The organism is Microbacterium sulfonylureivorans (assembly GCF_003999995.1).
Taxonomy (GTDB): Bacteria; Actinomycetota; Actinomycetes; order Actinomycetales; family Microbacteriaceae; genus Microbacterium; species Microbacterium sulfonylureivorans.
Window position 1 is genome coordinate 532517 of the sequence record NZ_RJAD01000001.1, and the last position, 23600, is coordinate 556116.

19 protein-coding genes are annotated in these 23600 nt (G+C 66.6%); 15 read left to right on the forward strand and 4 right to left on the reverse strand.

Annotated elements, in window-relative coordinates; translation table 11 throughout:
* Window positions 1–102: 102 nt before the first annotated feature.
* A complete protein-coding gene (locus EER34_RS02430) occupies window positions 103–1140 on the forward strand; it encodes a LacI family DNA-binding transcriptional regulator (protein ID WP_127472980.1) in 1038 nt (345 codons plus the stop codon).
* A gap of 98 nt (window positions 1141–1238) precedes the next feature.
* Here EER34_RS02430 and EER34_RS02435 read toward each other — a convergent pair whose 3' ends face one another.
* Complete coding sequence (locus EER34_RS02435) at window positions 1239–4169, reverse strand: immunoglobulin-like domain-containing protein (RefSeq protein ID WP_164743421.1); 2931 nt, start codon at window positions 4167–4169, stop codon at window positions 1239–1241.
* A 357-nt stretch (window positions 4170–4526) separates the two neighbouring features.
* On the opposite strand from EER34_RS02435, the gene EER34_RS17380 reads away from it, so the two are divergent.
* The 4 genes from EER34_RS17380 to EER34_RS02450 are packed head-to-tail and all read left to right on the forward strand — an operon-like array spanning window position 4527 to window position 6703.
* Window positions 4527–4676 (forward strand): hypothetical protein, encoded by a 150-nt coding sequence (locus EER34_RS17380; protein WP_164743422.1) that lies wholly within the window; start codon window positions 4527–4529, stop codon window positions 4674–4676.
* Window positions 4676–5878: an L-2-hydroxyglutarate oxidase gene (lhgO, locus tag EER34_RS02440; protein ID WP_127472982.1), complete on the forward strand. Its 1203-nt coding sequence runs from the start codon at window positions 4676–4678 to the stop codon at window positions 5876–5878. Before EER34_RS17380 ends, lhgO begins: the two co-directional genes overlap by 1 nt.
* 11 nt (window positions 5879–5889) lie before the next feature.
* Window positions 5890–6087: a hypothetical protein gene (locus EER34_RS02445; protein ID WP_127472983.1), complete on the forward strand. Its 198-nt coding sequence runs from the start codon at window positions 5890–5892 to the stop codon at window positions 6085–6087.
* 10 nt (window positions 6088–6097) lie between these two features.
* Window positions 6098–6703 carry a class I SAM-dependent methyltransferase gene (locus EER34_RS02450; RefSeq protein WP_127472984.1) on the forward strand — a complete coding sequence of 202 codons (606 nt, stop codon included), beginning with the start codon at window positions 6098–6100 and terminating at the stop codon, window positions 6701–6703.
* A gap of 63 nt (window positions 6704–6766) precedes the next feature.
* Here the strand turns inward: EER34_RS02450 and EER34_RS02455 are convergent, their stop codons facing one another.
* The 3 genes from EER34_RS02455 to EER34_RS02465 all read right to left on the reverse strand — a co-directional run bounded on the left by EER34_RS02455 (window position 6767) and on the right by EER34_RS02465 (window position 11196).
* A complete protein-coding gene (locus tag EER34_RS02455) occupies window positions 6767–6961 on the reverse strand; it encodes a hypothetical protein (protein WP_127472985.1) in 195 nt (64 codons plus the stop codon).
* Window positions 6962–7318: 357 nt separating this feature from the next.
* The gene (locus EER34_RS02460) at window positions 7319–10216 is read right to left on the reverse strand and encodes a polysaccharide lyase family 8 super-sandwich domain-containing protein (protein WP_127472986.1); all 2898 of its coding nucleotides are present in this window, start codon (window positions 10214–10216) and stop codon (window positions 7319–7321) included.
* Window positions 10217–10470: 254 nt separating this feature from the next.
* Window positions 10471–11196 (reverse strand): ThuA domain-containing protein, encoded by a 726-nt coding sequence (locus tag EER34_RS02465; RefSeq protein ID WP_127472987.1) that lies wholly within the window; start codon window positions 11194–11196, stop codon window positions 10471–10473.
* Window positions 11197–11225: 29 nt separating this feature from the next.
* Here EER34_RS02465 and EER34_RS02470 point away from each other — a divergent pair, with 29 nt between their 5' ends.
* The 10 genes from EER34_RS02470 to EER34_RS02510 all read left to right on the forward strand — a co-directional run bounded on the left by EER34_RS02470 (window position 11226) and on the right by EER34_RS02510 (window position 23554).
* A complete protein-coding gene (locus EER34_RS02470) occupies window positions 11226–12299 on the forward strand; it encodes a LacI family DNA-binding transcriptional regulator (RefSeq protein WP_127472988.1) in 1074 nt (357 codons plus the stop codon).
* Between the two features lie 81 nt (window positions 12300–12380).
* On the forward strand, window positions 12381–13682 hold the full coding sequence (locus EER34_RS02475; RefSeq protein WP_127472989.1) for an ABC transporter substrate-binding protein: 1302 nt from the start codon (window positions 12381–12383) through the stop codon (window positions 13680–13682).
* 58 nt (window positions 13683–13740) lie between these two features.
* Window positions 13741–14664: a carbohydrate ABC transporter permease gene (locus EER34_RS02480; protein ID WP_127472990.1), complete on the forward strand. Its 924-nt coding sequence runs from the start codon at window positions 13741–13743 to the stop codon at window positions 14662–14664.
* Between the two features lie 17 nt (window positions 14665–14681).
* A complete protein-coding gene (locus EER34_RS02485; protein WP_127472991.1) occupies window positions 14682–15596 on the forward strand; it encodes a carbohydrate ABC transporter permease in 915 nt (304 codons plus the stop codon).
* Window positions 15593–16603 (forward strand): hydroxyacid dehydrogenase, encoded by a 1011-nt coding sequence (locus EER34_RS02490; protein WP_240642078.1) that lies wholly within the window; start codon window positions 15593–15595, stop codon window positions 16601–16603. The genes EER34_RS02485 and EER34_RS02490 overlap by 4 nt, the downstream gene beginning before the upstream one ends.
* On the forward strand, window positions 16600–16782 hold the full coding sequence (locus EER34_RS17695; RefSeq protein WP_240642079.1) for a hypothetical protein: 183 nt from the start codon (window positions 16600–16602) through the stop codon (window positions 16780–16782). The genes EER34_RS02490 and EER34_RS17695 overlap by 4 nt, the downstream gene beginning before the upstream one ends.
* Window positions 16779–17354, forward strand: coding sequence for a glucosamine-6-phosphate deaminase (locus EER34_RS02495; protein ID WP_240642080.1), 576 nt, complete (start codon window positions 16779–16781; stop codon window positions 17352–17354). Before EER34_RS17695 ends, EER34_RS02495 begins: the two co-directional genes overlap by 4 nt.
* Complete coding sequence (locus EER34_RS02500; RefSeq protein ID WP_127472992.1) at window positions 17351–18226, forward strand: ROK family protein; 876 nt, start codon at window positions 17351–17353, stop codon at window positions 18224–18226. The genes EER34_RS02495 and EER34_RS02500 overlap by 4 nt, the downstream gene beginning before the upstream one ends.
* Before the next feature lie 193 nt (window positions 18227–18419).
* Window positions 18420–21146 carry a glycoside hydrolase family 95 protein gene (locus tag EER34_RS02505; RefSeq protein WP_127472993.1) on the forward strand — a complete coding sequence of 909 codons (2727 nt, stop codon included), beginning with the start codon at window positions 18420–18422 and terminating at the stop codon, window positions 21144–21146.
* A complete protein-coding gene (locus tag EER34_RS02510) occupies window positions 21143–23554 on the forward strand; it encodes a hypothetical protein (protein ID WP_127472994.1) in 2412 nt (803 codons plus the stop codon). The genes EER34_RS02505 and EER34_RS02510 overlap by 4 nt, the downstream gene beginning before the upstream one ends.
* The last annotated feature ends 46 nt before the right edge of the window (window positions 23555–23600 follow it).

Sequence of the window (23600 nt, forward strand, 5' to 3'; positions counted from 1 at the left end):
CACGGTCATCGGCACACGCAGCAAGACCTCATCGAGCCGCGCAGGCGGGCGGTGCGCAGATAGAGTCGCCATGACCCCCGGCACAGACTCGAGCAGACCTGAATGGAACGACCCGTCGCCCCTCGCAGCAATCCGCACGTCACCATGCTGGACGTCGCGGACAAGGCCGGTGTGTCTGCACAGACCGTGTCGAACGTCGTCAACGGACGAACCGAGCGTGTGGGCGCGGAGACGATCGACCGGGTCACCCGCGTCATCGACGAGCTCGGCTACCGCCTCAACCAGAGCGCACGTTCGCTCAGAAAGGGTCGCACGGGAATCGTGGGGCTCGGCGTGCCGGTGCTCGCGTCCGAGTACTACGGCGAGCTCGCGGAGCGACTTTCGCGCGGCTTCTCGGAGCACGGAATACGCCTGGTCACCGAGAACACGGGAGGCGCGATGGCGGCAGAGGTGGAGTCCCTCGCCGCGTCGCATCTCGAGACCTACGACGGTTTCATCCTGGCCATCGCGGCCAGCGAGTCGGCCGACCTCAAGCGGATCCCGCCGACCAAGCCCATCGTCCTCCTCGGCGAGCGCGCGCTGTCGACGCGGTTCGACCACGTCCTGATGGACAACGTCGGGGGCGGCCGGATGGCGACCGGTCACCTGCTCGGCCGCGGCGCCCGGACGATTCTGGCACTCGGCGGCTCCGAGTCGGGACCCGAATCCGTGCAGACGCTCCGTACACGCGGGTATCTGGAGGCGCACCGCGAGGGCGATGTCGAGATGAGGCCGGAGCTGATCGTGAAGACCGGTCTGGACATGGCCGACGGCTTCCGCGCGGTCTCGGCGCTGATCGACGCCGGCGTCGCATTCGACGGGATCTTCGCCCTCACCGATTCCAACGCATTCGGAGCGCTCCGGGCTCTGGCCGATCGCGGCATCCGGGTTCCGCAGGACGTCCAGGTCGTCGGCTTCGACAACGTGCGGGCGGGCGCGTACACCGCGCCCAGGCTGACCACCATCGAGCCGGGCAATGACGACATGTCCCGAGAGATCGTGGACATCATGCTCGCGCGCCTGCGGTCGGGTGGTCCCGCTCGCGAGCCGCGCCGGAGCATGATGGCGCCACGGCTGGTCCTGCGCGAGACCACGCGCTGACCCGCGTCCGCATTCGACCGGCACCGCACGCACCCGTCTCACACGCGGACGCCCGCGCCGGTGGGGAGCCACGCCGGGCGACTCCCCACCGGACGGTGTCACGAGCAGGACATCGCCCCGTAGTCGACGGTGTAGACCGATTGCACCCGGTCGGAGCCGTCACCGGCGGCCACGGCGACCGTGAGCGTGCCGGATGGGATGGACGCGGCGCGCGTCGTGAACACTGCGGCGTGAGTCTTGCCGGACGCGAGCGCGCCGACCGGCTTGGCGCCGAAGGGCGTCTCGATGAGCAGCGACACCTTGCGCTCATCGTCGTTGGTCGCCGTGACCACCAGCAGGACCCTGCCGGCGACGCAGCGATCGGTCACCGCCACCGAAGCGGCCACCGCCGGAAGAACCTGGAAGGATGCCTCCGCTTCCGACTCGAGCAGGATGTCGAAGCCGAGGAACTCGGCCTTCACGCTCTGCTCTCCCTCCGGGAGCCGGGCCGGAATCGTCACCGATGCCGTGCCGTCCTCGAGGTACACGGTCTCGGACCAGTCTCCGGCGGTGAACCGCACCTCGCCTCCGACCTCGAAGCCGTCCTCGGCGGCGACCGTCGCCGTCACCTCGGCATCCTGATCGGCACGGACGTCATCCACGGCGATGTCGACCGTCGTGGCGACGTCCTCGTTCGGGATGCCGCGAATGCTGTTCCACTCACGGAGCGTGATCGGCAGCACCGTCCCGTGGCGCGGGCGGGGCACGCCCGCGTTCGTCATCGTGATGGTCTTCGCCTGCCACGTCTGGGCTTCGATGTTCGCCTCGCAGGCGGCCTGGTATCCCCCGCCGTTCGTGTAGCGGTCGCCCCACAGGTAGAACTGGCCCGGGCAAGCGGTGTCGCCGGCGTTCGCCTCGAAGATGACGGGCCCCTCATAGCCGGCGGTCGACTGCCAGGTCGTGCGGCCGAGTGCCGGCGCGACAAGCTCCCAGGCGTTGATGTCGCTGTCGAGGAAGTCCGCGTTCTTCTCCGAGAAGATGTCCGACCCTGCGTTGCCCGCCTCGTTCTTGGTGACGCGGTAGTACTCGTCGCCGACCTTGATCGCCGTGGTGTCGATGCGCGACTGCGGCGCCGGGTTCTGCCAGACCTTGGGCTCGGAGAACGTCTGGAAGTCGCGCGTCGTGTTGTACCACATCTGCGCATTTCCCTGACCTGTGCGATTCACCGGATCGTTCCAGAGCGACTGTGCCCAGAACACCGCATAGGCGCCGATCTCCTCCACCCACAGCGACTCGGGTGCGAAGGCGTTCCCCGCGTCGTCCGGGGCGACCTTCACGTGACGCTGCGGGGTCCAGTTCACGAGGTCGTTGGACTCGAACACCTCGATGTACTGGGTGTCGTTGATCGCATATCCGCCCTGGTCGTACCAGTTCAGATCAGTCGCGATCATGTAGAAGGTATCGCCGTCCGGCGACCGCACGATGTGCGGGTCGCGCAGGCCCTGGTCTCCGAGCTGAGAGACGAGCGAAGGCCAGCCCCCCGTCAAGCCCGTCCAGTCGAGGGCGTTGTTGCCGTTGGAGGTGGCGAACATGATCTGCTCGCCGTCGGCCATTCCTTCGCCCTTGAAGTATCCGAGGAAGTATCGCTCGTTCTCCTCTTCACGCGGCAGAGGCTTGATCACCACGTCGAAGTTCTTCTGCACCTCCGCGCCGCCCTTGGCGAGAGTCGCGGTCAGAGTTGCCTCGACCTCGGGGTGACCGTATGCCGGGCGCGTGACCTCGCCCGAGGATGAGACGTACTCCGAACTGGACTCCCAGACGATCGTCGAGCCCCAGCGACCCTGGTTGGGCAGCTCGATGTTGCCGCGGACGTTGTCGGTCGAGTGCAGCTCGAGATCGAGTGCGTCCCGGTCCACGGAGTGCGCCTCATCGAACTCGGCTGGCACCGTGATCGTCATCTCACGGACGGCGACCGACTCGCTCCCCTTGCGCAGGGTGGCGGTCAGGATTGCGGTGGCGTCATCCGCGCCGAGTGCCGGCCGAGTGATGACCCCCAGAATCGGCACCTTGCGGGCGCTTGTGGCGGAGGGTGGGGTGACGACCTCCACGACCGACGGGTCGGATGACTCCCACGTGATCGCGGATCCTGCGACGGTGCCGAGCTTGGGCAGCTCGATGTCCTCGACCACTGCGCTCGTCAGTCCGAGGTCGATGGCAGCGGCGTCGGCCTCTGCGCCCTCGTCGTTGCCCTGCGCGGCACGCGCGACGACCTCTGCCCCCGAGAGGCTGCGGTCGTAGACGCGGAAGTCGGACAGGGTGCCACGGAACGAGTAGTTGCCGGGCACCTGCGAGCGTCCCAGGAAGTTGCAGTTCGTGCCGGCCGCATTGACCGACGGCGCGGTCGTGATCGTCGCGGACTGCGCCTGCTGCACACCATCGACGAACAGCGTGCCCGTCCATGTGGTGCCGTTCGCGTTGGGTGACTGCGTGTACGTCACGTGCTTCCAGACACCCTCCGGGAGGCGAACGCGGTTCTGCTGCACGTTCACCGTCCCCGCGGCGACGCGCAGCCGCTGTGTGTTCGACGAGAAGAGCTGGCCCTGTTGACCGCCGGCGACGTCGCACGACGTCTTGTTGCCGAGACTCCAGATCTGGTGCTCTCCGACATTCGCCGGGTCGATCCAGATGTCGTAGTCGACCGTGACGGCCTGCATCCCCGCCGTGAGGTCATCCGGCAACCGCACGTACGCTCCCGAGAGGGCGTCTGCGTAGTCGTCGGGATTGAACCGGATGCCGTCGGCTCCGCGTGCGGCCCTGTCCGGGTTCACGAGGATGCCGTCTGCTCCCGCGCCCGCTGTTCCGGTGTTCGCCACGACCGTACCCGACGTCTCGTTCAGCTCGAAGTGGTGAACCAGACCGTCCGTGATGTCGGGGTAGACGGGTTCTGCACTCGCCGGTGCGGCGACGACGGAGCCGATGCACAGCGATGACGCGGCCACGAGCACGACCCAGCGGGCTCTGCGCGTCCGAATGGTGGGCGGACTGACCATCAGTGGATACTCCTTCGTATCGGGGGGATCGACGTTGGGCGCCGGTTTTGCGCACCATCGCGGGGTGCACACCGGGGTTGATCGATCAATCATTCGAATGTTAGCGGTCACAGGATGCATACGCAAGAGTCACAGGGCCACGCCGGCGTGGACCGGGCACGGGATGTCCGGCCTCGCACACCACTCACCCGACACGGCAGCACGCAGCCAAGCGATGCCCAGGCGTGAGCGCCGGGCAGCCAGGGCTTACGAGATCCGAGGCCCTCGCCCGTTGCCCGGTCGCGCTGACCACGTGATGCTGGGAGAACGCCACAGCGGGCGGCCCTCGCTCGCCGTCGCGACGCCAGGAGGATCCGCGTGAGCAGCATCGTCGAAGCCGACTTCGCAGGCGGTCGCTTCACCGTCGACACGGTGGCACCGATCCACCGGGATGCTGCGTCCCTGGCAGACTTCGGGGCCCCGACGTCCTCCGCACGCGTGACGAGCGTGACGGTGAGGACCCGCTGATGGCCGGCGCGACGGGGATCATCGGCGGCGGCATCGTCGGCATAGCGCTCGCGCGGGCCCTCGCCGCGCGCGGCGATCAGGTCACGGTGCTCGAGAAGGAGGCCCGGCTCGCACAGCACCAGACCGGCCACAACTCCGGCGTGGTTCATGCGGGCCTCTACTACAAGCCGGGCTCGCTCAAGGCGACGCTGTGCGCGGCCGGGCGGGTGTCGATCCGCGAGTTCTGCGAAGACAAGGGCCTCCCCTACCGCGAGGTCGGCAAGCTCGTCGTCGCCGTCGACGAGTCCGAGCTCGACGCCCTCGCCGAGATCGAGCGCCGCTCGGTGGAGAACGGCGTCCCCGATCTCGCCCGCATCGACGATGTGCAGCGCCTCCGCGAGATCGAGCCCCACGTCGCCGGCGTCGCCGCCGTGCACTCTCCCCGGACCGCGGTCGTCGACTACGCGTCCATCACCGAGGCGATGGCGCAGGACGTCCGCGCCGCCGGCGGGTCGATCCGGCTCGGCCACGAGGTGACCGGCATCCGACTCGAGAACGGCGGCGTGCGCGTCACCACACCCGTGTCGGAGCACACCTTCGACCGGCTCATCGTGTGCGCCGGGCTGCAGTCCGACGTCGTCGCCCGCTTCGTCGGCGCCGACGCGTCGCCGAAGATCCTGCCGTTCCGCGGCGAGTACTGGGAGCTCGCCCCCGAACGCACCGACCTCGTCCGCGGCATGATCTACCCGGTGCCCGATCCGCGGTTCCCGTTCCTCGGCGTGCACTTCACCCGGGGCGTCTACGACAACGTCCACGTCGGACCCAACGCCGTCCCCGCCCTCGCACGCGAGGGCTACACCTGGCTGCAATGGTCGGCGAAGGACACCGTCGAGTCGCTGCGCTGGCCCGGCGCGTGGCCGCTCGCCACGCAGCACTGGCGCATGGGCGTCGACGAGATCTCGGGCTCGCTCATCAAGCCCCTGTACTTCCGGAAGGCGCGACGGTTCATCCCCGAGCTGAAGAGCTCCGACCTCACCCGCAAGTCGGCCGCAGGCGTCCGCGCGCAGGCCTGGGGTCGCGCGGGCGAGCTCCTCGACGACTTCGCCGTCGACCAGGTCGGGCCCGTCACCCTGCTCCGCAATGCCCCCTCGCCCGCAGCGACCTCGTCCATCGCGATCGCGGAGCACCTCATCGAGCACTACCTCGCGAAAGGGCTCGCATAGTCGAGGAGCGCGTGGCGGCGACGGCGAGCCGCACCCATGCGGGCGGGCATCACCTCACGACGGGCACGGACGGCGACGCGCTGATCTCGCTCGTCGACGCCATCGGAGCGGATGCCCCGGCCTTCGTGTGCACGGCGGGCGCGGCATCCGCTCTCGTAGCCCGCCTCGCGCAGGACGACGGTCACGGACGCGCATCGTGCTCTGCCTAGAATCGGGCGCATGGTCGACACGGTCAGGCGCGCGTACTCACGGCGCGCGGCAGAGTACATCGACCTGCTGGGGTCGATGGAGGCTGTGCACCCGTCCGACCTTCAGCTCGTGTCGGCGTGGGCGGACGGTCTCGACGGTGACGTCATCGACGTGGGCTGTGGCCCGGGACACTGGACGAACTTCCTCGTCGAGCGCGGGGTGGATGCCCGCGGCGTCGATGCGGTTCCCGCGTTCATCGCGCACGCCAGGAACTCCTACCCCGGCGTGAGCTTCACCCTCGGAAGCCTCGAGTCGCTCGATGCGGCTACGGGTTCGGTGAGCGGAGTGCTGGCCTGGTACTCCCTCATCCACTACACCCCCGAGTCGATTCGTGTGCCTCTGATCGAGATGGGGCGCGTCCTCAAGCCGGGAGGCCGTCTGCTCATCGGGTACCTCGCGAGTGCCGCGATCGAGGAATATGCCCACGCGGTCACGCCGGCATGGCGATGGCCCGTCGACGCCCTCCGTGCCGAACTGGACGCGACAGGGTTCGACACTGTCCAGACGGACACTCGGCAGCCGCCGGGCGAGCGCCCCCAGGGGTCGATCATCGCGCGGCGCCGAGACGATCGCTGAGAGGAGCCGGGTGACTGCTGCAGGAGCCCCCGCCGCGATGGTCAACCGGTCATGCTCGGCAGGTCACACCCCGAGGGCGGCGAGAGTCCCATAGATCAGGTACGCGGGCCAGACGATCGCTTGAAGCAGACCGAGGATGACTCCCCAGAAACGGCCGTCGGACACGGAGATGAAGTACACCGCTGCGCCGATATAGGCGAGGAAGAAGAAGAAGCCCCACGCGCTGGAGTTGGCTACGGTGACTCTGTCGGATGCCATTTCGCACTTCCCTCTGATCTTCTCGGATGCCGCGTCGCTATGTCCCCCTCCGTCCGATCGCGCGAAATGCGCGCGTCACGGCGGTGGAAGGCGAGGCTCATGCGGTTGCCCCTCTCCTGACCAGCCAATCGATTCCGGCAACCGGAAGGAAGGTCGAAGGTCCCGCGGCGTAGCGCTGTCGGAGCTGACGTCGGGGGATGCTTCTTCGCCCGCGAACCCGCGGGTCACTGTCCGGCTCCTGATTTCGGCGAGGCGTTCGTCCCGGCCGCGTCGGCGTCTGCACCGACGGGAACGACGCGCCGGAACGGGATCGAGGTCGCGAGACCGAGAGCAAGGTTGATTTCAGCGATGCGGGCGTCAGTCGGTGATCACCTCGAGGTAGGGCGTATTCCCGGTCCCATTGCCGCTGGTGAGGGAGACGGCGAGCCCGGTAGTGGCCTGCGCCAGCCCGACTGTTGCGACGTCGTCGCCGGCGTACTGGGCCTGGATGTGGGATGTGACGTCGAACGGGATCCAGTCCGTCTTGCCTCCCATGTCGGCGGATGCCAGCACTGGGCCCAGGGCCGGCTGGTTGTTCCAGGTCAGTCCGGTCACGGTCCAGGAGTCGGACGTGACGGCGTGAGCCTTCACAGTCGCCTGGGTGCCGCCGGAGTCCGCGGTGTTGCCCGAGACCCACAGCACCGCCCGGCGGGGTTCCGCGGTCAGACCGCTCAGGTCGAATTTAAGGAATGAGCGACGGTGGTATCCCGCGGGAGCGTTCTTCACCACGAGCGTTGCGTCGCTGCCGAAGTTCGTCGACGCGTACGTGCCGTCGCGGACGAACGCGTCCGCCGTGGGGGCGAGCGGGACGAGCTTTCCGGCGGTGACCGCTGTGCCGGTTCCGAATCTCGCCGTGTGCGAGGCGCCCTGCGAACCACCTGTTTCGACCACGAGCTTGATCGGGTTGAGGCCGATGACCGATACCTCGCTGTCACGGCTCGCCGTGGTGTAGCCGCTGCGGTTGATCGTCACCGTGATCGTCGACGCCGCCCGGGTGGGATCGGCCACACTGACCGTCAACACTCCACCGCTCTCGCGCATCAGCACCGAGCACGGCGCCGACACGGTGATCGGCCCGGCGGTGCCGGCCGTGTAGAAGTTCGCCGCCGTGACACCGGTGGCCGAGTCCGTGATCGCCTGAACGCCGGCGGTGTTCGCCAGGATCTCCACGGTCGGGTTCGCGGCACGGCTGCCGGTCGTGGCGCTGGTCGCACCGGGCATCAGGATGTAGCTGTAGGAGCCGGCCGTCGGATCGACCCCGTGGTCGAACCAGAGGGTGACATAGCGGCGGGTCAGGGCAGTTGTGGCACCCCGGACGTTGATGTCATTCCAGTCACCGGTACGCTCCTGTCGCGCCGCCTTCACCGTTGCGCTGCCGGGGAAGATGTAGCCACCGACGCCCGCGATCGATGCCCAGCCCGCTCCCGAAAGCGTCGCCGACCAGCCCTGCGTCGGCGGCTGAGCGACGCCGTCGACGACGAGCGCAGCGGCTGATGTGGGTCCCAGGTTGCGGTTCTCGACGGTCGACTCGACGACGTAGCCATCCGTGGAGCTGATCCCCGCGCCGAGACACACCACCTGATCAGCGAGGCAGAACCAAGCTTTCCTTGCCCGGACGGTCGAGGTGACGCCGCGGGTGTCCTGGCCGAGTGCGGAGTATGTGCCATCGGTCACCCCGCCCACCCAGGTAGCATCCGCGGGCGGCTCCGGGTGCGGGCCGCCCGCACTGTCGGCGAGTGGCTTTCGCGAGACCGTCGTGCCTGGGAGACGATAGGGGTCCACCGTCGGCCAGAACGCATCGGAGTACTGCCCGTTGCCGAACGTGTCCCCCCACCAGTAGGTCATCCCCGATCCGGTGTGCCAGCCGCGCAGGTTCTCGCCGTTGATCGTCTCGTACATGGCTGTGCGAGCCGAGCACATGCCGACTGTGAATGCCCATCCTGGACGGCGATGCGTCGCACGATCCTGGCCGCCGAAGACCCGGCTCTCGAACGGTTCGGCGATCGCCGTGATGGACCCGTCGTCGAGCACCGACTTGCCGAGCGCCAGGATGTGCAGGTACTGGGAATAGTCGGTGAGCATCGGGCTGTAGTAGTCGCGCTGCAGCCACCCCTTGGCCATCGCCCTCATCCGGGCCGCGTCCGCCGCGGGCGCAGCCTCCGCGAGCAGCACGATCGCACCGATGAGCGAATGTCCGCGCGTGTGGTCATCCTGCTGCAGGGCGAGCGGATTGTTCACGCTGGCGATTCCGCGACTGATCCCGCGGCCCGACACGTTGTCCATGATCAGGCCATTGAAGACGAACGGGGCGACCGCCTGCGGGACCGCATCGAAGATCAGCTGGCGATTCGGGTCGGTGACAGGCCAGCTCGACCCGTCGAGCAGGGCAAAGAGGTTGGCGAAGCCGTTGAAGAGTACGTACCCGTACCCGCCCATGTACGACATGTTCTCGTGCTGGATGAAGGAACCGTCGGCATACAAGCCGTCGCCACTGCGAACGCGCGGGAACACTGGCGAGAGGGCATCGCGACCGAGGGTGACCTTTGCCGGGTTCTTGCCGATGATCCCGCGCAGGATCAGCACTTGACAGAAGTCGACCCGATTGGCGCCTGTGCTGAAGGACTCGTACGCGCCGACCATCGAGTCGGGCACGAAGTGGTCGATCGCCGCGAGGTAGTTGTTCACCTGCGTTCCGCTCAGGGACAAGTAAAGGAGCGCGCAGATGTCGAGCAGGATCTTCGGCGAGCCGATCTGCCAGTCCCACCAGTTGTTGTACGACGTGGTGGTCGGCGTGTAGAAGTGAGACGTCATCCAGTCCAGGCCGGTGATCACATCTGCGAGCATCACGGAGTTGCCGGTATATCCGGTGCCAGGGAACGCGCACGCCTGCGCCATCGTCTTCAGACGCCCAAAGCTCCCGGTGATATTGGTACTCGCGGACCCGAGCGGCAGGTCCGGCCACAGCGATGAGGCCGACGGCGACATCGATGACTGCGATGCCGCCGCACTGCTCCCGATATTCGACAACAGGGTCGCGAATGGCTCAGCGGCGGGGTTGTAGCCCGTGCCGAGCAACGTCTTGTCGATCCACCGTTGCCGCAGGGTGTCGTACTCGTCGACGCCGAATGCAGCACTTGGGGTCAAGTCGACGACGACGGCGGCGAAACCTGTGACGGCTGCGAGCTGGAACAGCCCGCGACGGCTGATTACTGCCATGAGAACTCCGATGTTCACGTGACTTGCGACGGTAGGCGACTCCCCGAAACTGCGTCAACGAAGCGCACAAAAGCTCACGAGCGGGCGAGCTGCCACGAGAGAAGGGCCGCGCGACAAGGGCCGATGGAGCAAGGCCGCTGGGGCATCGGCTAGCCCCTCCCGGGGATGGGCCGGACGTGCAGTTCGGCTACGCCCCCGCCCCACATCGTCCAGGGCAGCATTCCGGCAATCATGTGGCGCTGCAGCGACCATGTTCAGGAATCGCGCACGCACCAGAGCGCGGCGCGTTGGATCAGCGCTACATGCTCCGCGCTCGCGTAGGACCTGAGGTCGTGCCCGAGCGCATCGTAGAACACGCGGGTGCTGGCTGCTTCGTGTCGCCACATGAGGGGATGCCGGAGCCCATCCGACTCGTGGAGCGCAACAACGTCGACGTCATGGTCGACCTCGAGATACACGTACCCCTCGTCCTCGACGATGAACCGCGATGCCGGCCGATCTGCCCATGGTCCGACGTTCACCGTCAACGATCCGTGAGGAGGATGGCCGCTGCGACCGGGCACCCAGTCCCCGCCGATGAGCGTGCGCCAGAGCGGATAATCCCTGAGGCTTGCGATCGAGTTGTGCATCGCCAGGATGCCCACACCACGCGCGACCGCATCTGCGAACCCCGATGTCGAGGCCTCCGGCGCGCCGCGACCGGTCTGCCCATTGCGCCAGGGATCGGTCGCATTCACCACAAGGAGGTCGACATCGCCGAGAGCTGCGAGCGCACGGTCGAGATCAGACGTGAACCGCACGTCGAAGCCAGCGGCCGCGACGATACCGCCGAGTGCATTGGCAGTCGCCTCCAACGGATGCCACGGGTCGCTGTACCTCCCGGTGCCGAAGGCGATCAGGGCGCGCATTCTCCTCCTCGATCGTCCGCTGCCGTCGGCTGTGTTCCACGGGTCTTCGCCATCCTGTTCGATGTTGCGCATCCGGGTAAAGGTTGTTCACACTACTGAACATGATCCAGTCTGAACGGCAATCGCACATCCTCCGTGAGATCGATCTACGCGGGTCTGTGAGCATCACCGAGTTCGCGGAACGCATCGGAGCGTCGGGCATGACGGTCAGACGGGATCTCGCCCATCTCGAGGAGCAAGGGCTCGTCGAACGCGTCCACGGCGGTGCCGTCAAGCCCCGCAGCCAATCGTCCGCCGGGCGGCGCCTTCAGCCGCTCGCGACGATCGGGATGATCGTGCCGTCCGCGCGGTACTACTTCCCCGACGTGATCCGCGGAGCGAAGGTTGCAAGTCAGGAAGCGGGAGCGCGCCTCGTGCTCGGCATCTCCGAGTATTCCTCCGACCTCGAGCGCGAGCAGATCGCACGCCTGACGGCCAAAGGGATCGACGGACTGCTGGTGACACCGAGCACGTCCTATGACCTGGATCCATCGACGTTCGAGCTGCTCGACGAACTGACCGCACCGGCGATCGTCGTCGAACGAGCGATCGACGCGACCCGCACGCGGGTGAGCCTCAATGCCGTTCGCAGCGACCACGCCCATGGCGCCGAGCTCGCGGTCAACCACCTGCTCTCGCGCGGGCGCCGCCGCATAGCGCTGGCCTGGCGTCAGAGCCCAACCGCCCCGCTCGTGCGCGAGGGCTATCGCCGCGCACTCGAAGCGGGTACCGGCGTCGAGCCGATCGAACTCGAGCTGACTGTCGCGGATGCCCCGGCCGAACGCCTGCGGGAACGTCTCATCGAGTTGCTCGACATCTGCATCGCACAAGAGGTGGACGCGGTCGTCGTCCTTCCCGACGAGGCGGCGATCTCATTGATCGAGGTCGCGGAGGACCGGGGGCTGATGGTGCCCACCGACCTTGCGATCGTCGCATACGACGACGAGGTGGCTTGCCTCGCGTCCGTCCCACTCACCGCGGTCGCACCGCCGAAGTACGACGTCGGATATCTCGCCGCGAAGACCTGCCTGGACCGCATCCTCGCCGAGAACCGGGGCCTGCCGCCCAGCGCCCTCGCCAGAGTGGGCCTGCTCCCAACACTGATCGAGCGCGAATCAAGTCAACCCGCGAGCTGAAGTGTGCAGTTTTGTTCATTACGGCGTTGTTCTGGACATCAAACTTCATACTGAACGAATCACATCAATGAGGAGTGTGCAATGCGCAAACCAATCAGATCAGCTCTGGGCATCGCAGCGGTCACCGTCGCCGTCGCCTCCCTCGCAGCGTGCAGCAGCACCGCGCCGGGCGCGCCGGGCGTAACCGAGGAACCCAGCGGCAAGGTCATCTTCTGGTCGCCGTTGGCGAACATGGATCTCGTCGCCGAGGCGTTCAACGACAGCCAGGACGATATCGAGGTCGTGTTCGAAGCGATCCCGTCCGGCGCTGACGGCTACGCGAAGCTGTCCACGGCGATCGGCGCCGGCAATGCGCCCGACGTCGCCACGATCGAGTACTTCGCACTTCCCGAGTTCGTCTCGTCCGACCGGCTGGCCTCGCTCGACGACTACGTCGCCGACGAGACTCTCGACAAGTTCAGTGACATCAGCAAGAGCCTCGTCCAGTTCGGCGGAGATACGTGGGCGCTCCCATACGATGCACCGCCGATGATGATCTGGTACCGGCAGGATCTGCTGGAAGCCGCTGGTGTCGACATTCCGACGACCTGGGACGAGTTCGAGGAAGCCGGCAAGGCGGTGCTCGAAAAGACCGGGAGCTACCTTGCGTCGTTCAACGCGAACGAGTCGAGCTGGTTCGCAGGCCTCGCATGGCAGAACGGCGGCCAGTGGTTCAGCGCTGGCGAAGACAGCTGGACGGTCGGCATCGATGACCCTGCCACGCAGGAAGTGGCCGACCTCTGGCAGAGAATGCTGGACGAGGGCATCGTCAAGGCTGTGCCGTCGTTCACCGACGAGTGGACCGCGGACATGGTCGAAGGAAACGCCGCCGGCGTCATCGGCGCCAGCTGGAGCGCCAACTCGATCTACAACCGCGTGAAGGACGCGGGCCAGGAAGGCCTCTGGATCGCCGCGGAGCTGCCTAGCTGGGGCAACGACATCGCTCCGCTTTACGGAGGTTCGACCTTCGCCGTCCCGAAGACGAGCGAGAACCCGGCCGCTGCCGCGAAGTTCATCGAGTTCCTCACCACCGACCCCGCCGCCATCGAGGCCCGCGGAGACATCGGCTACGCGTACCTCGCAGCCAGCGAGCTCACCGCCGTGTCGAAGGCGTCGGCCGTCAATTCCAGCTGGTTCGGCAACGACATCTGGAGCGTTTTCGACGAGGCCGCCGCCGGCGAGGCCAACGACTGGCAGTGGGGTCCGAACTTCGGGATCACGTCCTCAGCGATGCAGGAGACGATGACCGCCGTCGGCCCCGGCGGCGACCTCTCCGTCGACCTGGATGAAATTCAGGCGAAGACAGTCGATGGGCTGAAGGACACCGGCCTCTCGGTCGAGTAGCTCTCAGTCCGGATCTGCAACTCCACGAATAGGAACAGGGCGAAGAACCGTGACCGTCATGAAGCCTCTGCACCGAGGGAAGCCCCGCTCACGCCAAGGCGGCACCGGCGGACGGACAGCGGCGATCTTCCTCGTCCCGTTCTTCGCCCTGTTCCTGTTCACCATGATCGCTCCGCTGATCTACTCGGTCATCCTGAGCCTGTTCGCAACCAAGAAGTCCGGACTCGGGTTCGGCGCGAGCCCTGAGACGATCTTCGTGGGCCTCGAGAATTTCGTGGAAGTGCTGTCGTCGCAGAGCTTCCTCGCCGGCTTCGGCCGGCTCGCGATCTATATCGTCCTATACATCCCCGCGATGATCGGCGGTGCGCTGATACTCGCGCTGCTCCTCGACTCCACAGCCGCTCTGCTCAAGCGGACATTCCAGCTACTGCTGTTCCTGCCGCACGCAGTGCCGGGAGTGATCGCCGCACTGATCTGGACCTATCTCTACACGCCGGGCGTAAGCCCGATCGTGCGCGCGCTCGAGTCGGGCGGAATCAGCATCGACTTCTTTTCCGCGGAGCTGGTCTTGCCTGCGATCGTGAACATCGCGGTGTGGGAGTGGACCGGCTTCAACGTCATCATCATCTACACAGCGCTGCAGGCGGTTCCCCGCGAGGTCCTCGAGGCGGCTCGCGTCGACGGCGCCGGAGGGGTGCGGACGGCGATCGCGATCAAGCTTCCGCTCGTCGCGCCGGCCCTCGGCGTCATCCTCCTCTTCACGAGCATCGGATCGCTGCAGTTGTTCACCCAACCCGCGATCCTGTCGACAGCCTCGAGCGCCATCACCCCGACGTACGTGCCCAACATGTGGGCCTATGACGCCGCGTTCAACCGGCTCGATCTCAATCAGGCGGCCGCCGCATCGATCATCATCGCCGCGCTAGCCGGAGTGGTGTCGTTCTTCATCACGCGGCTCAACTCGAAGGGAGCCACGGCATGACCGCGGTCGCTCCGTCCATGACAACCCGTCGCGCCTCCAAGGTGACCGCGCCGCAGCGGCCCCCGGTCAGCCTGAAGTACGGATCTGCGCGGACCGGCGCGTCCGTCGGCAGCCGCGCCGTCGTGAACGCCTTCCTCGTGATCGGCACCATCTACATGGTCTTCCCGGTCACGTGGCTGTTTTTCGCCTCGACCAAGAACGTCGAGCAGCTCTACAGCACGAATATCTTCGACATGGCAGAGTTCAACCTCTTCGCCAACATCGCCGACGTCGCGGCGCAGAACGACGGAATCTTCTTCCGATGGATGGCCAACAGTGTCCTCTACGCCTCAGTCGGCGCGATCGTGGGCGGGATGATCGCGGTGGCCGCGGGCTACGCGTTCGACAAGTTCCGGTTCCGGGGCCGGAACATGCTCTTCGCATTCGTCCTCGTCGGCGTCCTCATTCCCAACACGGCGATCGTGCTGCCCCTGTACATGCTGTTCGCTCCTCTCGGACTCACCAACACGATGTGGGCGATCCTGCTCCCGGCGCTCTGCAACCCGTTCAGCGTCTACCTCGCCCGGATCTACAGCCAGGGCTACATTCCGGATGAGACGCTCGAAGCAGCCCGAGTCGACGGTGCAGGACCCATCCGATCCTTCTTCTCCGTCGGGCTGCCGATGATCATGCCGGGCTTCATCACGATCGCTCTGTTCCAGTTCGTCGCCGTCTGGAACAACTACATGCTCCCGCTCGTGATGCTCACCTCCGAACGGATCTTCCCGGTTTCGTTGGGGATGTCTCTGTGGCAGAGCTACACCCGGTCGAACACGGAGTTCGCCCCGCTCGTCATCACCGGCTCACTCCTCTCGATCATCCCGCTCATCATCGCGTTCGTCCTGCTCCAGCGGTACTGGCGTGCCGGCATGACCGAAGGCGCTGTGAAGTGACGCCGCCCGTCCGCGCGGCCCTGGCCATGGCGCCCGGCGTCGCCGCGAAGATCTTCCCCGCCTCGGAACGAGCGCGACTCGCACCGGAGGTCGAGCTCCTCGTGAGCCCTCCTCTCGAGGCATTCGACTCCGCACAGGCGCGCGCTGTCCTCGCCGACGTCGAAGTGCTCATCACGAGCTGGGGCTGCGCCGAGATCGACGAGGAGGTGCTCGACGCCGCTCCCGCCCTGCGTGCAATCGTGCACGCCGGAGGCTCGGTAAAGCAGCACCTCACCGACGCGGTCTGGCGCCGCGGCATCGTCGTCAGCTCGGCCACCACCGCGAACGCCGTCCCCGTCGCCGAGTACACGCTCGCGATGATCCTGCTCGCGAACAAGCGCGTGCTCGACAGCTCGCGGCTGCTCACCCGCACTCATCGATTCGACCTCGACGCCGATCTCGAGGCTGACACGGGCAACTACGGCAAGCGAGTGGGACTCGTCGGAGCGTCGACCATCGGACGGCGGGTCATCGAGCTGCTCCGGCCGTTCGATCTCGAGATCGAGGTCGCGGATCCGTTCCTGACCGCCGCCGAGGCCGTCGCCCTCGGGGTGAAGCGCTCCGAGCTCGATGAACTGATCGCGAGCAGCGATGTGATCTCCCTTCACGCGCCTGCGCTCTCGCAGACGCATCACCTCATCGATCGGCGCAGAATCGGGCTGATCAAGCCGGGCGCCACGCTGATCAATACCGCGCGCGGGAGCCTCGTCGATCAGCGCGCGTTGACCGACCGCCTCGCGACGGGCGACATCTATGCGATCCTCGACGTCACCGACCCCTGGATCCCCGCCCCCGGTGACCGCCTCTACGACCTGCCGAACGTGTTCCTCACGCCGCACATCGCGGGATCGCTCGGCACCGAGCTCCAGCGCCTTGCGGCCACGGCGATCGCGGAGGCCAAACGCATCGGCGCGTGCCTGCCCCCGCGGCATCCCATCGTCATCGACGACCTGACGAGAATCGCGTGACGGTGATGCCCGTCATCCGCGTCTTCGACGACATGCGCGCCCTCGGAGCCGCGGCGGCCGAGCCGTTCGCCCGCGCCATCGCTGCGGACCCGACAGCGGTGATCGGGGTCGCGACCCGGAGCAGCCCGAGCCCCGTCTACGCCGCTTTGGGACCGCGGAACTGGCGTCCGGGAACGTGACAGCGTTCGCTCTTGACGAGTACGTCGGGCTCGCGCACGGCCACCCGGAGTCTTACGCCGAAGTGGTCCGGCGGGATGTGACCGCCCGTCGTGGACTCGACCCCGCGCGCGTTCATGTTCCCGACGGAACAGCAGGCGACCCGGACGCCGCTGCGGATCGCTTCGAGGCGGCGATCCAGGCCAGCGGGGGGATCGCGGTGCAGCTGCTCGGTATCGGAGAGAACGGTCACATCGGGTTCAACGAACCGGGGTCGCCCTTCGACTCGCGAACCCGGCGCGTACGGCTCGCCGAACCCGCCCGCCGCGCAAGTGCGCGAGTCTTCCACAGCGCGCACGATGACGCGCAGATGGCGATCACGCAGGGCATCCGCACGATCCTCGACGCCGACGCCATCGTCCTCGTCGCTCTCGGCGCCACCAAGGCCGAGGCGGTCGCGCGCGCGATAGACGGTCCCGTCTCGGACGACTGCCCTGCCTCGACGCTCCAACTCCATCGAGATGTGACGTTCGTCCTCGATCGGCCGGGCGCGTCGAAGCTCGCCGCCTGCCACGACCGACCGAGCCGATCATGAGCGACCGACGGACCGTCGGCATTGACATCGGCGGCACACATCTCCGCGGTGCCGTACTCGTCGAGGGCGCCCACCTGACGGGATTGCGAAGGATCGAGCTCCCTCGTGATCCACGATCACGGCTCGGCCTGCTGCTCGAACTCTGCGCCGCGCTCGCGCCAGACACTGAGGCGATCGGCATCGCCGTCGCGGGCGTGGTGACGGAAGGCCGCCTGGTGGAGTCCGCGAACAGCGCGCTCCCCCCGGTCGACATCAGAACCGTGGTGCAGGATGCCGTCGCCCGACCCGTTCGCGTCATCAATGACGCTCAAGCCGTCGGTCTCGCCGAGTCCCGACCCCAGGACGGAGGGCCACCGCCGACGGGCGTGACCCTCGTAGCGACCGTCGGCACCGGGATCGGCGGCGCACTGATCGTCGACGGCGGACTCGTGCAGGGGCGAGGCCACGCCGGCGAGATCGGACACCTCACAGTCGACAGGAACGGCCCGCAGTGTCCGTGCGGCTCACGCGGATGCCTCGAACTCTACTCAAGCGGCGCCGCGCTCCAGCGTGCCGCCGATCGTCTGTATCCGGGTCGAGGCATCGCCGCGTTGATCTCACTCGCCGAGCAAGGGGATACCGAAGCGCGCGACGCGGTGTGGCAGAGCGCCGAGGCCTTCGCGGACGGACTCAACTCGGTCGCGGCAGTCGTCGCTCCGACACGGGTCATACTCGGCGGAGGTGTGATCGCCCGGCGTGGAATCGTCGCGAGGATGTATGCCGAACGCCTCTCGTCGCGGCGCTGGCTCACTGACAGCATCCTGCAGTTCGCCCGAAGCGGTGACGCCGCCGGCGTGATCGGCGCCGCCGCAGCCGCTGAGTCCGCGATCTGACGCGTGGCGGCGCCGCTTTGAACGGGCTGCGGAGGGAATGATGGCGTTTTCACCTGCGCGCAAGGCAATCCGATGATGACCTATTCGCCGTCGTCGCCAACACGGCTCACTTCGTCAATATCGATTAGTGATTATCTTGTACCCTAGGCGAGACGATCCATCTCCTCTGTCCAAGAAGGGACGCGCAACGCTCGTGGAGCTCGAGTCGCAAGCGACTGCCAAGATGATCAACAAGACTCTGCGCCTCTGGTATGACGAGGCGGCGCCGGACTCCGATGAAGGATGGACGACCAGGTCACTGCCGCTCGGCAACGGGTACATGGGCGTCAACGTCTTCGGCATCGCGACCAAGGAGCGCCTCCAGATCACAGAGAACAGCCTGCTCGACCTGCCCGACACCAGCTTGAGGGGCGGGCTGAACAACTTCGCGGAGGTGTTCCTCGACTTCGACCACGACAATGTGACGAACTACACCCGCGAGCTGTCGCTGAACGACGCCCTGTCCACAGTGACGTACACCCATTCCGGGGTCGACTACACCCGGGAGTACTTCACCAGCTACCCCGACAAGGTGCTCGTGATCCGGCTGAGCGCCTCGCAGGCAGGTGCCCTGTCCTTCACGCTTCGGCCCACGATCCCCTACAGGACCACTCATCGGTTCGCCGAAGATGACGACCGAGGCAAGAGCGGCACGGTCAAAGCCCTGGGTGACACCATCACCCTCAACGGGCTCATGCACTACTACGGCATCCAGTTCGAAGGTCAGTTCAAGGTCATTCCCACCGGCGGAAGCCTGCATTCGAGCAACGATGATGACGACGACAACGGCACCGTCACGGTGTCGAACGCCGACAGCGCGGTCATCATCGTCGCAGTCGGCACCAACTATCGGTTCGACCCCCAGGTGAACTCCGCAGAGAATCGCTTGGACAAGCTGGCCGGATTCGCGCACCCACATGCGAAGGTCACTCAATACATCGCTGCAGCCGCGCAGAAGACGTACTCGGCGCTCCTGGCCACGCACCGGGATGACTATCGCGAACTGTTCGACCGCGCCCGGATCGATCTGGGCGGCCTCGAGCCCACCGTGACCACGGACGCTCTCATCGGCCAGTACCGGGACGGACAGACCGACCGCTATCTGGAGGAACTGGCATTCGCCTACGGTCGCTATCTGCTCATCTCCTCATCCCGCACGGGCGCGCTGCCGCCGCACTTGCAGGGAGTCTGGAACGTCTTCCAGGATCCGCCGTGGACGTCGGGATACTGGCACAACATCAACCAGCAGATGAACTACTGGCCGGCCATGAACACCAACCTGGCCGAGCTGTTCCTGTCCTACGTCGATTACGCCAGGGTCTATCTGCCGCGTCAGAAGCAGTACGGCACCGAATACGTCACCCGCTACCACCCCGCGCAAGCCGACCCCGACGGCGACAACGGCTGGGCCTTCGGGACCAGTTCGTACCCCTACACCGGTTCGGGGTGGCACGCGGGGACGGGTGTGCCGACGCACTCAGGATTCGGCACGGCCGCCTGGACGGCCCAGATGTTCTGGGACTACTACGACTTCACCAGGGATCAGGCGGCATTGGAGAGCGACGTCTACCCGATGCTGCACGGGGCTTCGAACTTCCTCTCCCGGATGGTCGAGACCGTCGACGGGAAGCTGCTGCTCAGCCCGTCCGCCTCCCCGGAGCACCACAGAGCCGGTACGGATTCGTACCTGATCACCAAGGGTGCGACGTTCGACCAGCAGATGACTTACGAGAACCACCGCAACACCCTCGCGGCTGCCCACATCCTCGGCAAGCCGTCTGATGCCGTGCTGGCCAAGATCGCGACTCAGTTGCCGCTGCTCGACCCGATCAAGATCGGCAAGTCAGGGCAGATCAAGGAGTTCCGTGAGGAGGAGTACTACGGCGATCTGGTCGCCGAACCCAACCACCGGCACGCTTCTCATCTTCTGGGCCATAACCCCGGCCAAGTGATCAACTCGACGACGCCAGCCTGGCAGGACGCGGTCAAGGTGTCCCTCGCCCGACGCGGGACCAGCACGGTGGGGTTCACTGCCGCGGAGCGGATGAATCAGTTCGCTCGCGCCGGGGAGCCGGAGCAGGCATACGGCGAGCTCAACTGGTGGCTCAGAACATTCGTGATGGACAACCTGTTCTCCAGCAGCTGGAAACTCGTCGACGAGAAGCTGTTCACGATCGACGCCAATTTCGGCGCTACCGCAGGCATCGCAGAGATGCTGCTGCAAAGCCACGATGCCGCGATCGCCCCCCTGCCGGCGATCCCCGTCGAATGGAGCGCCGGCCGCTACGAAGGGCTCACCGCCCGCGGCAACTTCGAGGTCTCAGCCGCATGGGCGAACGGTCAGGCGAGCTGGCTCGAAGTGACTTCCAGGTCGGGAGGCACCGCGCAGGTGCGCTACCCCAACATCGGACGAGCGATCGTGGAGACCGCGGCCGGCGCTCATGTCGCATACACCACGCAGTTGAACGGCGACCAGATCAGCTTCCCGACCACGGCCGGCACGACGTACGTGATCACCGCGATACCCCCGCACGCCAAGGTCGCCGCTCCCAAGAACCTCACGGTGGTCGAGAACCTGCCCGCGTCGGTCCGACTCAGTTGGCCGGCCAGCCCCACCGCGACCTCCTACTCGGTCTACCGCGCAGTGGGCGACTCGCCGACGTACGAGCCGGTCGCCACCGGCATTTCGGGCACCGGGGTCATCGATTCTGGTGTGGTTGTCGCGGCGGCCGAGCAGATCACGTATCGGGTAGTCGCCATCGGCGCCGATGGTCGGGAGGGCCCGGGGGCGACCACGATCCGGCTGCACCCGATGCCGGCCGACGCCGGAGATGAAGTCGCGGGTTCGACCCGCCGAACGGGAAGTGGACTACCTCAATGACCGACGACGCGACCAGGGCGTGGAACTTCATCACCGGCAGATTCGACGTGGGCGCCGGCAATGTCGTCTCGCGCTCAGATCTCGTCTACCACAGGCCGCCTCTGCTCGACACTCACGCGGTCCCTCTGGGCAACGGAACATTGGGCGTGGCCGTATGGGCCGATCGCGGGCTCACCGCTCAGCTCAATCGAGGCGACACCTTTCCGGAGCTGAAGTCGCCGGGTCAGCTGGTCATTCCAGGCCTCGCAGTCATGACGTCGGCCGACGACTACGCCGGGCGACTGCGCCTGTACGACGGCCAGTTCGTGCAGACCGGCGCCGGCGTCACGGCCACCACCTACGTGCGGGCCGACTCCGACCAATTGATCATCGACGTGACCGGGGTGGCGCCAGACGTCGACCAGACGATCGAGTTGAACCTGTGGCCCGGCCGCACTCCAGTGACATACGCGTCGGGAACGGTGGGCGCCCTGAGTGAGTCGTGGGTCGATACGGTCGGCAACGACCCCAGCCCCTACCGCAACGACCAGTCCGGTCGGACCTTCGGATGGATGGCGGCGCTGACAGCGTTCGGCGCGTCGGTGACGGCAGCGGCCGTGGACGAAAGCAGTGTCCAGTTGACCGTGCGGCCTCGCACCGATGGAACCTTCCGCGTCGTCGTCGGCGCGCCCGCCTACGACGGCACGAAGACGCTGCCGGCCGCGTCGGCCGCCGCGGTGGTCGGCGCGACGGCGGAGGATCTGGCTGACAGCCACCTCGACTGGTGGCATGCGCTGTGGGACCGGACCGCGATGATCAAGATGACGTCGAACAGCGGTGAGGGAGAGTACCTCGAGAACCTCCGCACGCTCTCGCTCTACACCACCGCCGCGACCGAGCGAGGCACCCTGCCCGCTACTCACGGAGGCGTCGCGAACATGCTCTCGGCGTTCAGGGACCGTGTGCTCTGGTTCGGCTCCCATTACTGGCACTTCAATATGCGCCAGCAGGTCGCGCAGAACTTCGGCGCCAACCTCTCCGACTTCAACGCCCCGTACTTCAACCTGTACAAGAGCAACCATGCTTTCCGGAAGGCGGAGACCGCCCGGTGGATGCCAGGGATGGCGGGCGTCTGCATCCCCGAGACGATGAGATTCAACGGCACCGGGCTTTCGCTGTACGGCGAAGACAGCACGTCAGAGGCTTGCAAGACGCCTGCCGACCCGGAGATGTCGTACACGACCCGGATCCTGTCCTCAGGCCCCGAGGTCGCCTACAACATGTGGCTCCGCTCCGAGTACACCCACGAACCGCTCGACCAGGAGTCATATGAGTTCCTGGCCGACGTCTGTCGTTTCTACCTGACCCGGCTCGACCCCGTGAACGCTCAGGGCCTCCGTCATCTCACCCACGCCAACGCACTCGAGAACCAGTGGGATGTCGACGATCCCGCAACCGACCTCGCGGCTATGAAGCGCCTCTTCCCCCTCGTCGCCTCCCTGGCCAAGGCCCGGGGCGACGAGGACCTGGCCGCAGACCTGAGGGCAGCCGTTCCCCAGATCGCCGACTTCCGCACCGAGGTTCGGGGAACCGACACCGTGATCGCGTGGGCGGGAACGGACGAACCTTCAAAGAACGCGCAGAACCCCGACTTGGAACCCATCTGGCCATGGGGGCTCTTCGGCGACGATTCCGCACTGGCCAAGACCACCTTCCGGCGCCGGGTGTACCCCTTGGGATACGACTGGTCCATGGAGGCAACCCAGGCCGCACGACTTGGTTTGGCCGACGACGTGCGGGATGCCCTGGTCAACGGCGCCATCGCATTCCAGCACTACTCGAACGGGTACAGCTACTACGAGGCAGAGCCCGCTGAGAGCCCGACCTTCTACAGCGAGTTCGGTGCGGTCGTCAGCTCCGGCCTGCAGGAGGCCTTGGTTTCGTACTACGACAAGGGGGCCCCGCAACTCGACGCAGCTGGTGATCTGCTGCCACCCCGGCGTGTGCTCAAAGTGTTGCCCGCTTGGCCGGCCGGCTGGGACGTCGATGGCTCGGTGCACGTCTTGGGTGGCCACAAGGTCAGCGTGCAGGTGCGGAACGGTGTCGTGCAGTACGTCGGCATCGAGGCTGCTCAGACGGTCGACGCCGGCAACGAGATGGTGGTGATCGCCAATCCCTGGCCCGGTGCACAGTTCCGGGCCATCGACGGTCGTACCGGGGCGGTCGTGGCCTCGGCGTCGACCGCTGCCACTCTGTCGGTCCCGTTGACGGCCGCCGGCAGCGTGGTCATCGAGCGGACGGCCTTCCCCGTTTCAGGCGTGGCTTTCGCGCCGGTCACCGGGACCCCTGCGGCCGCGCCCAAGCATCTCGGGGCTCGCACGCTCGGGATCGCCTCCACCGGTGACACTGCCCCGGCGGTCCTGGACTAGCCGAGCAGCCGCCACGCGCGCCGGCCTTCGTCACGATCATCAGCGA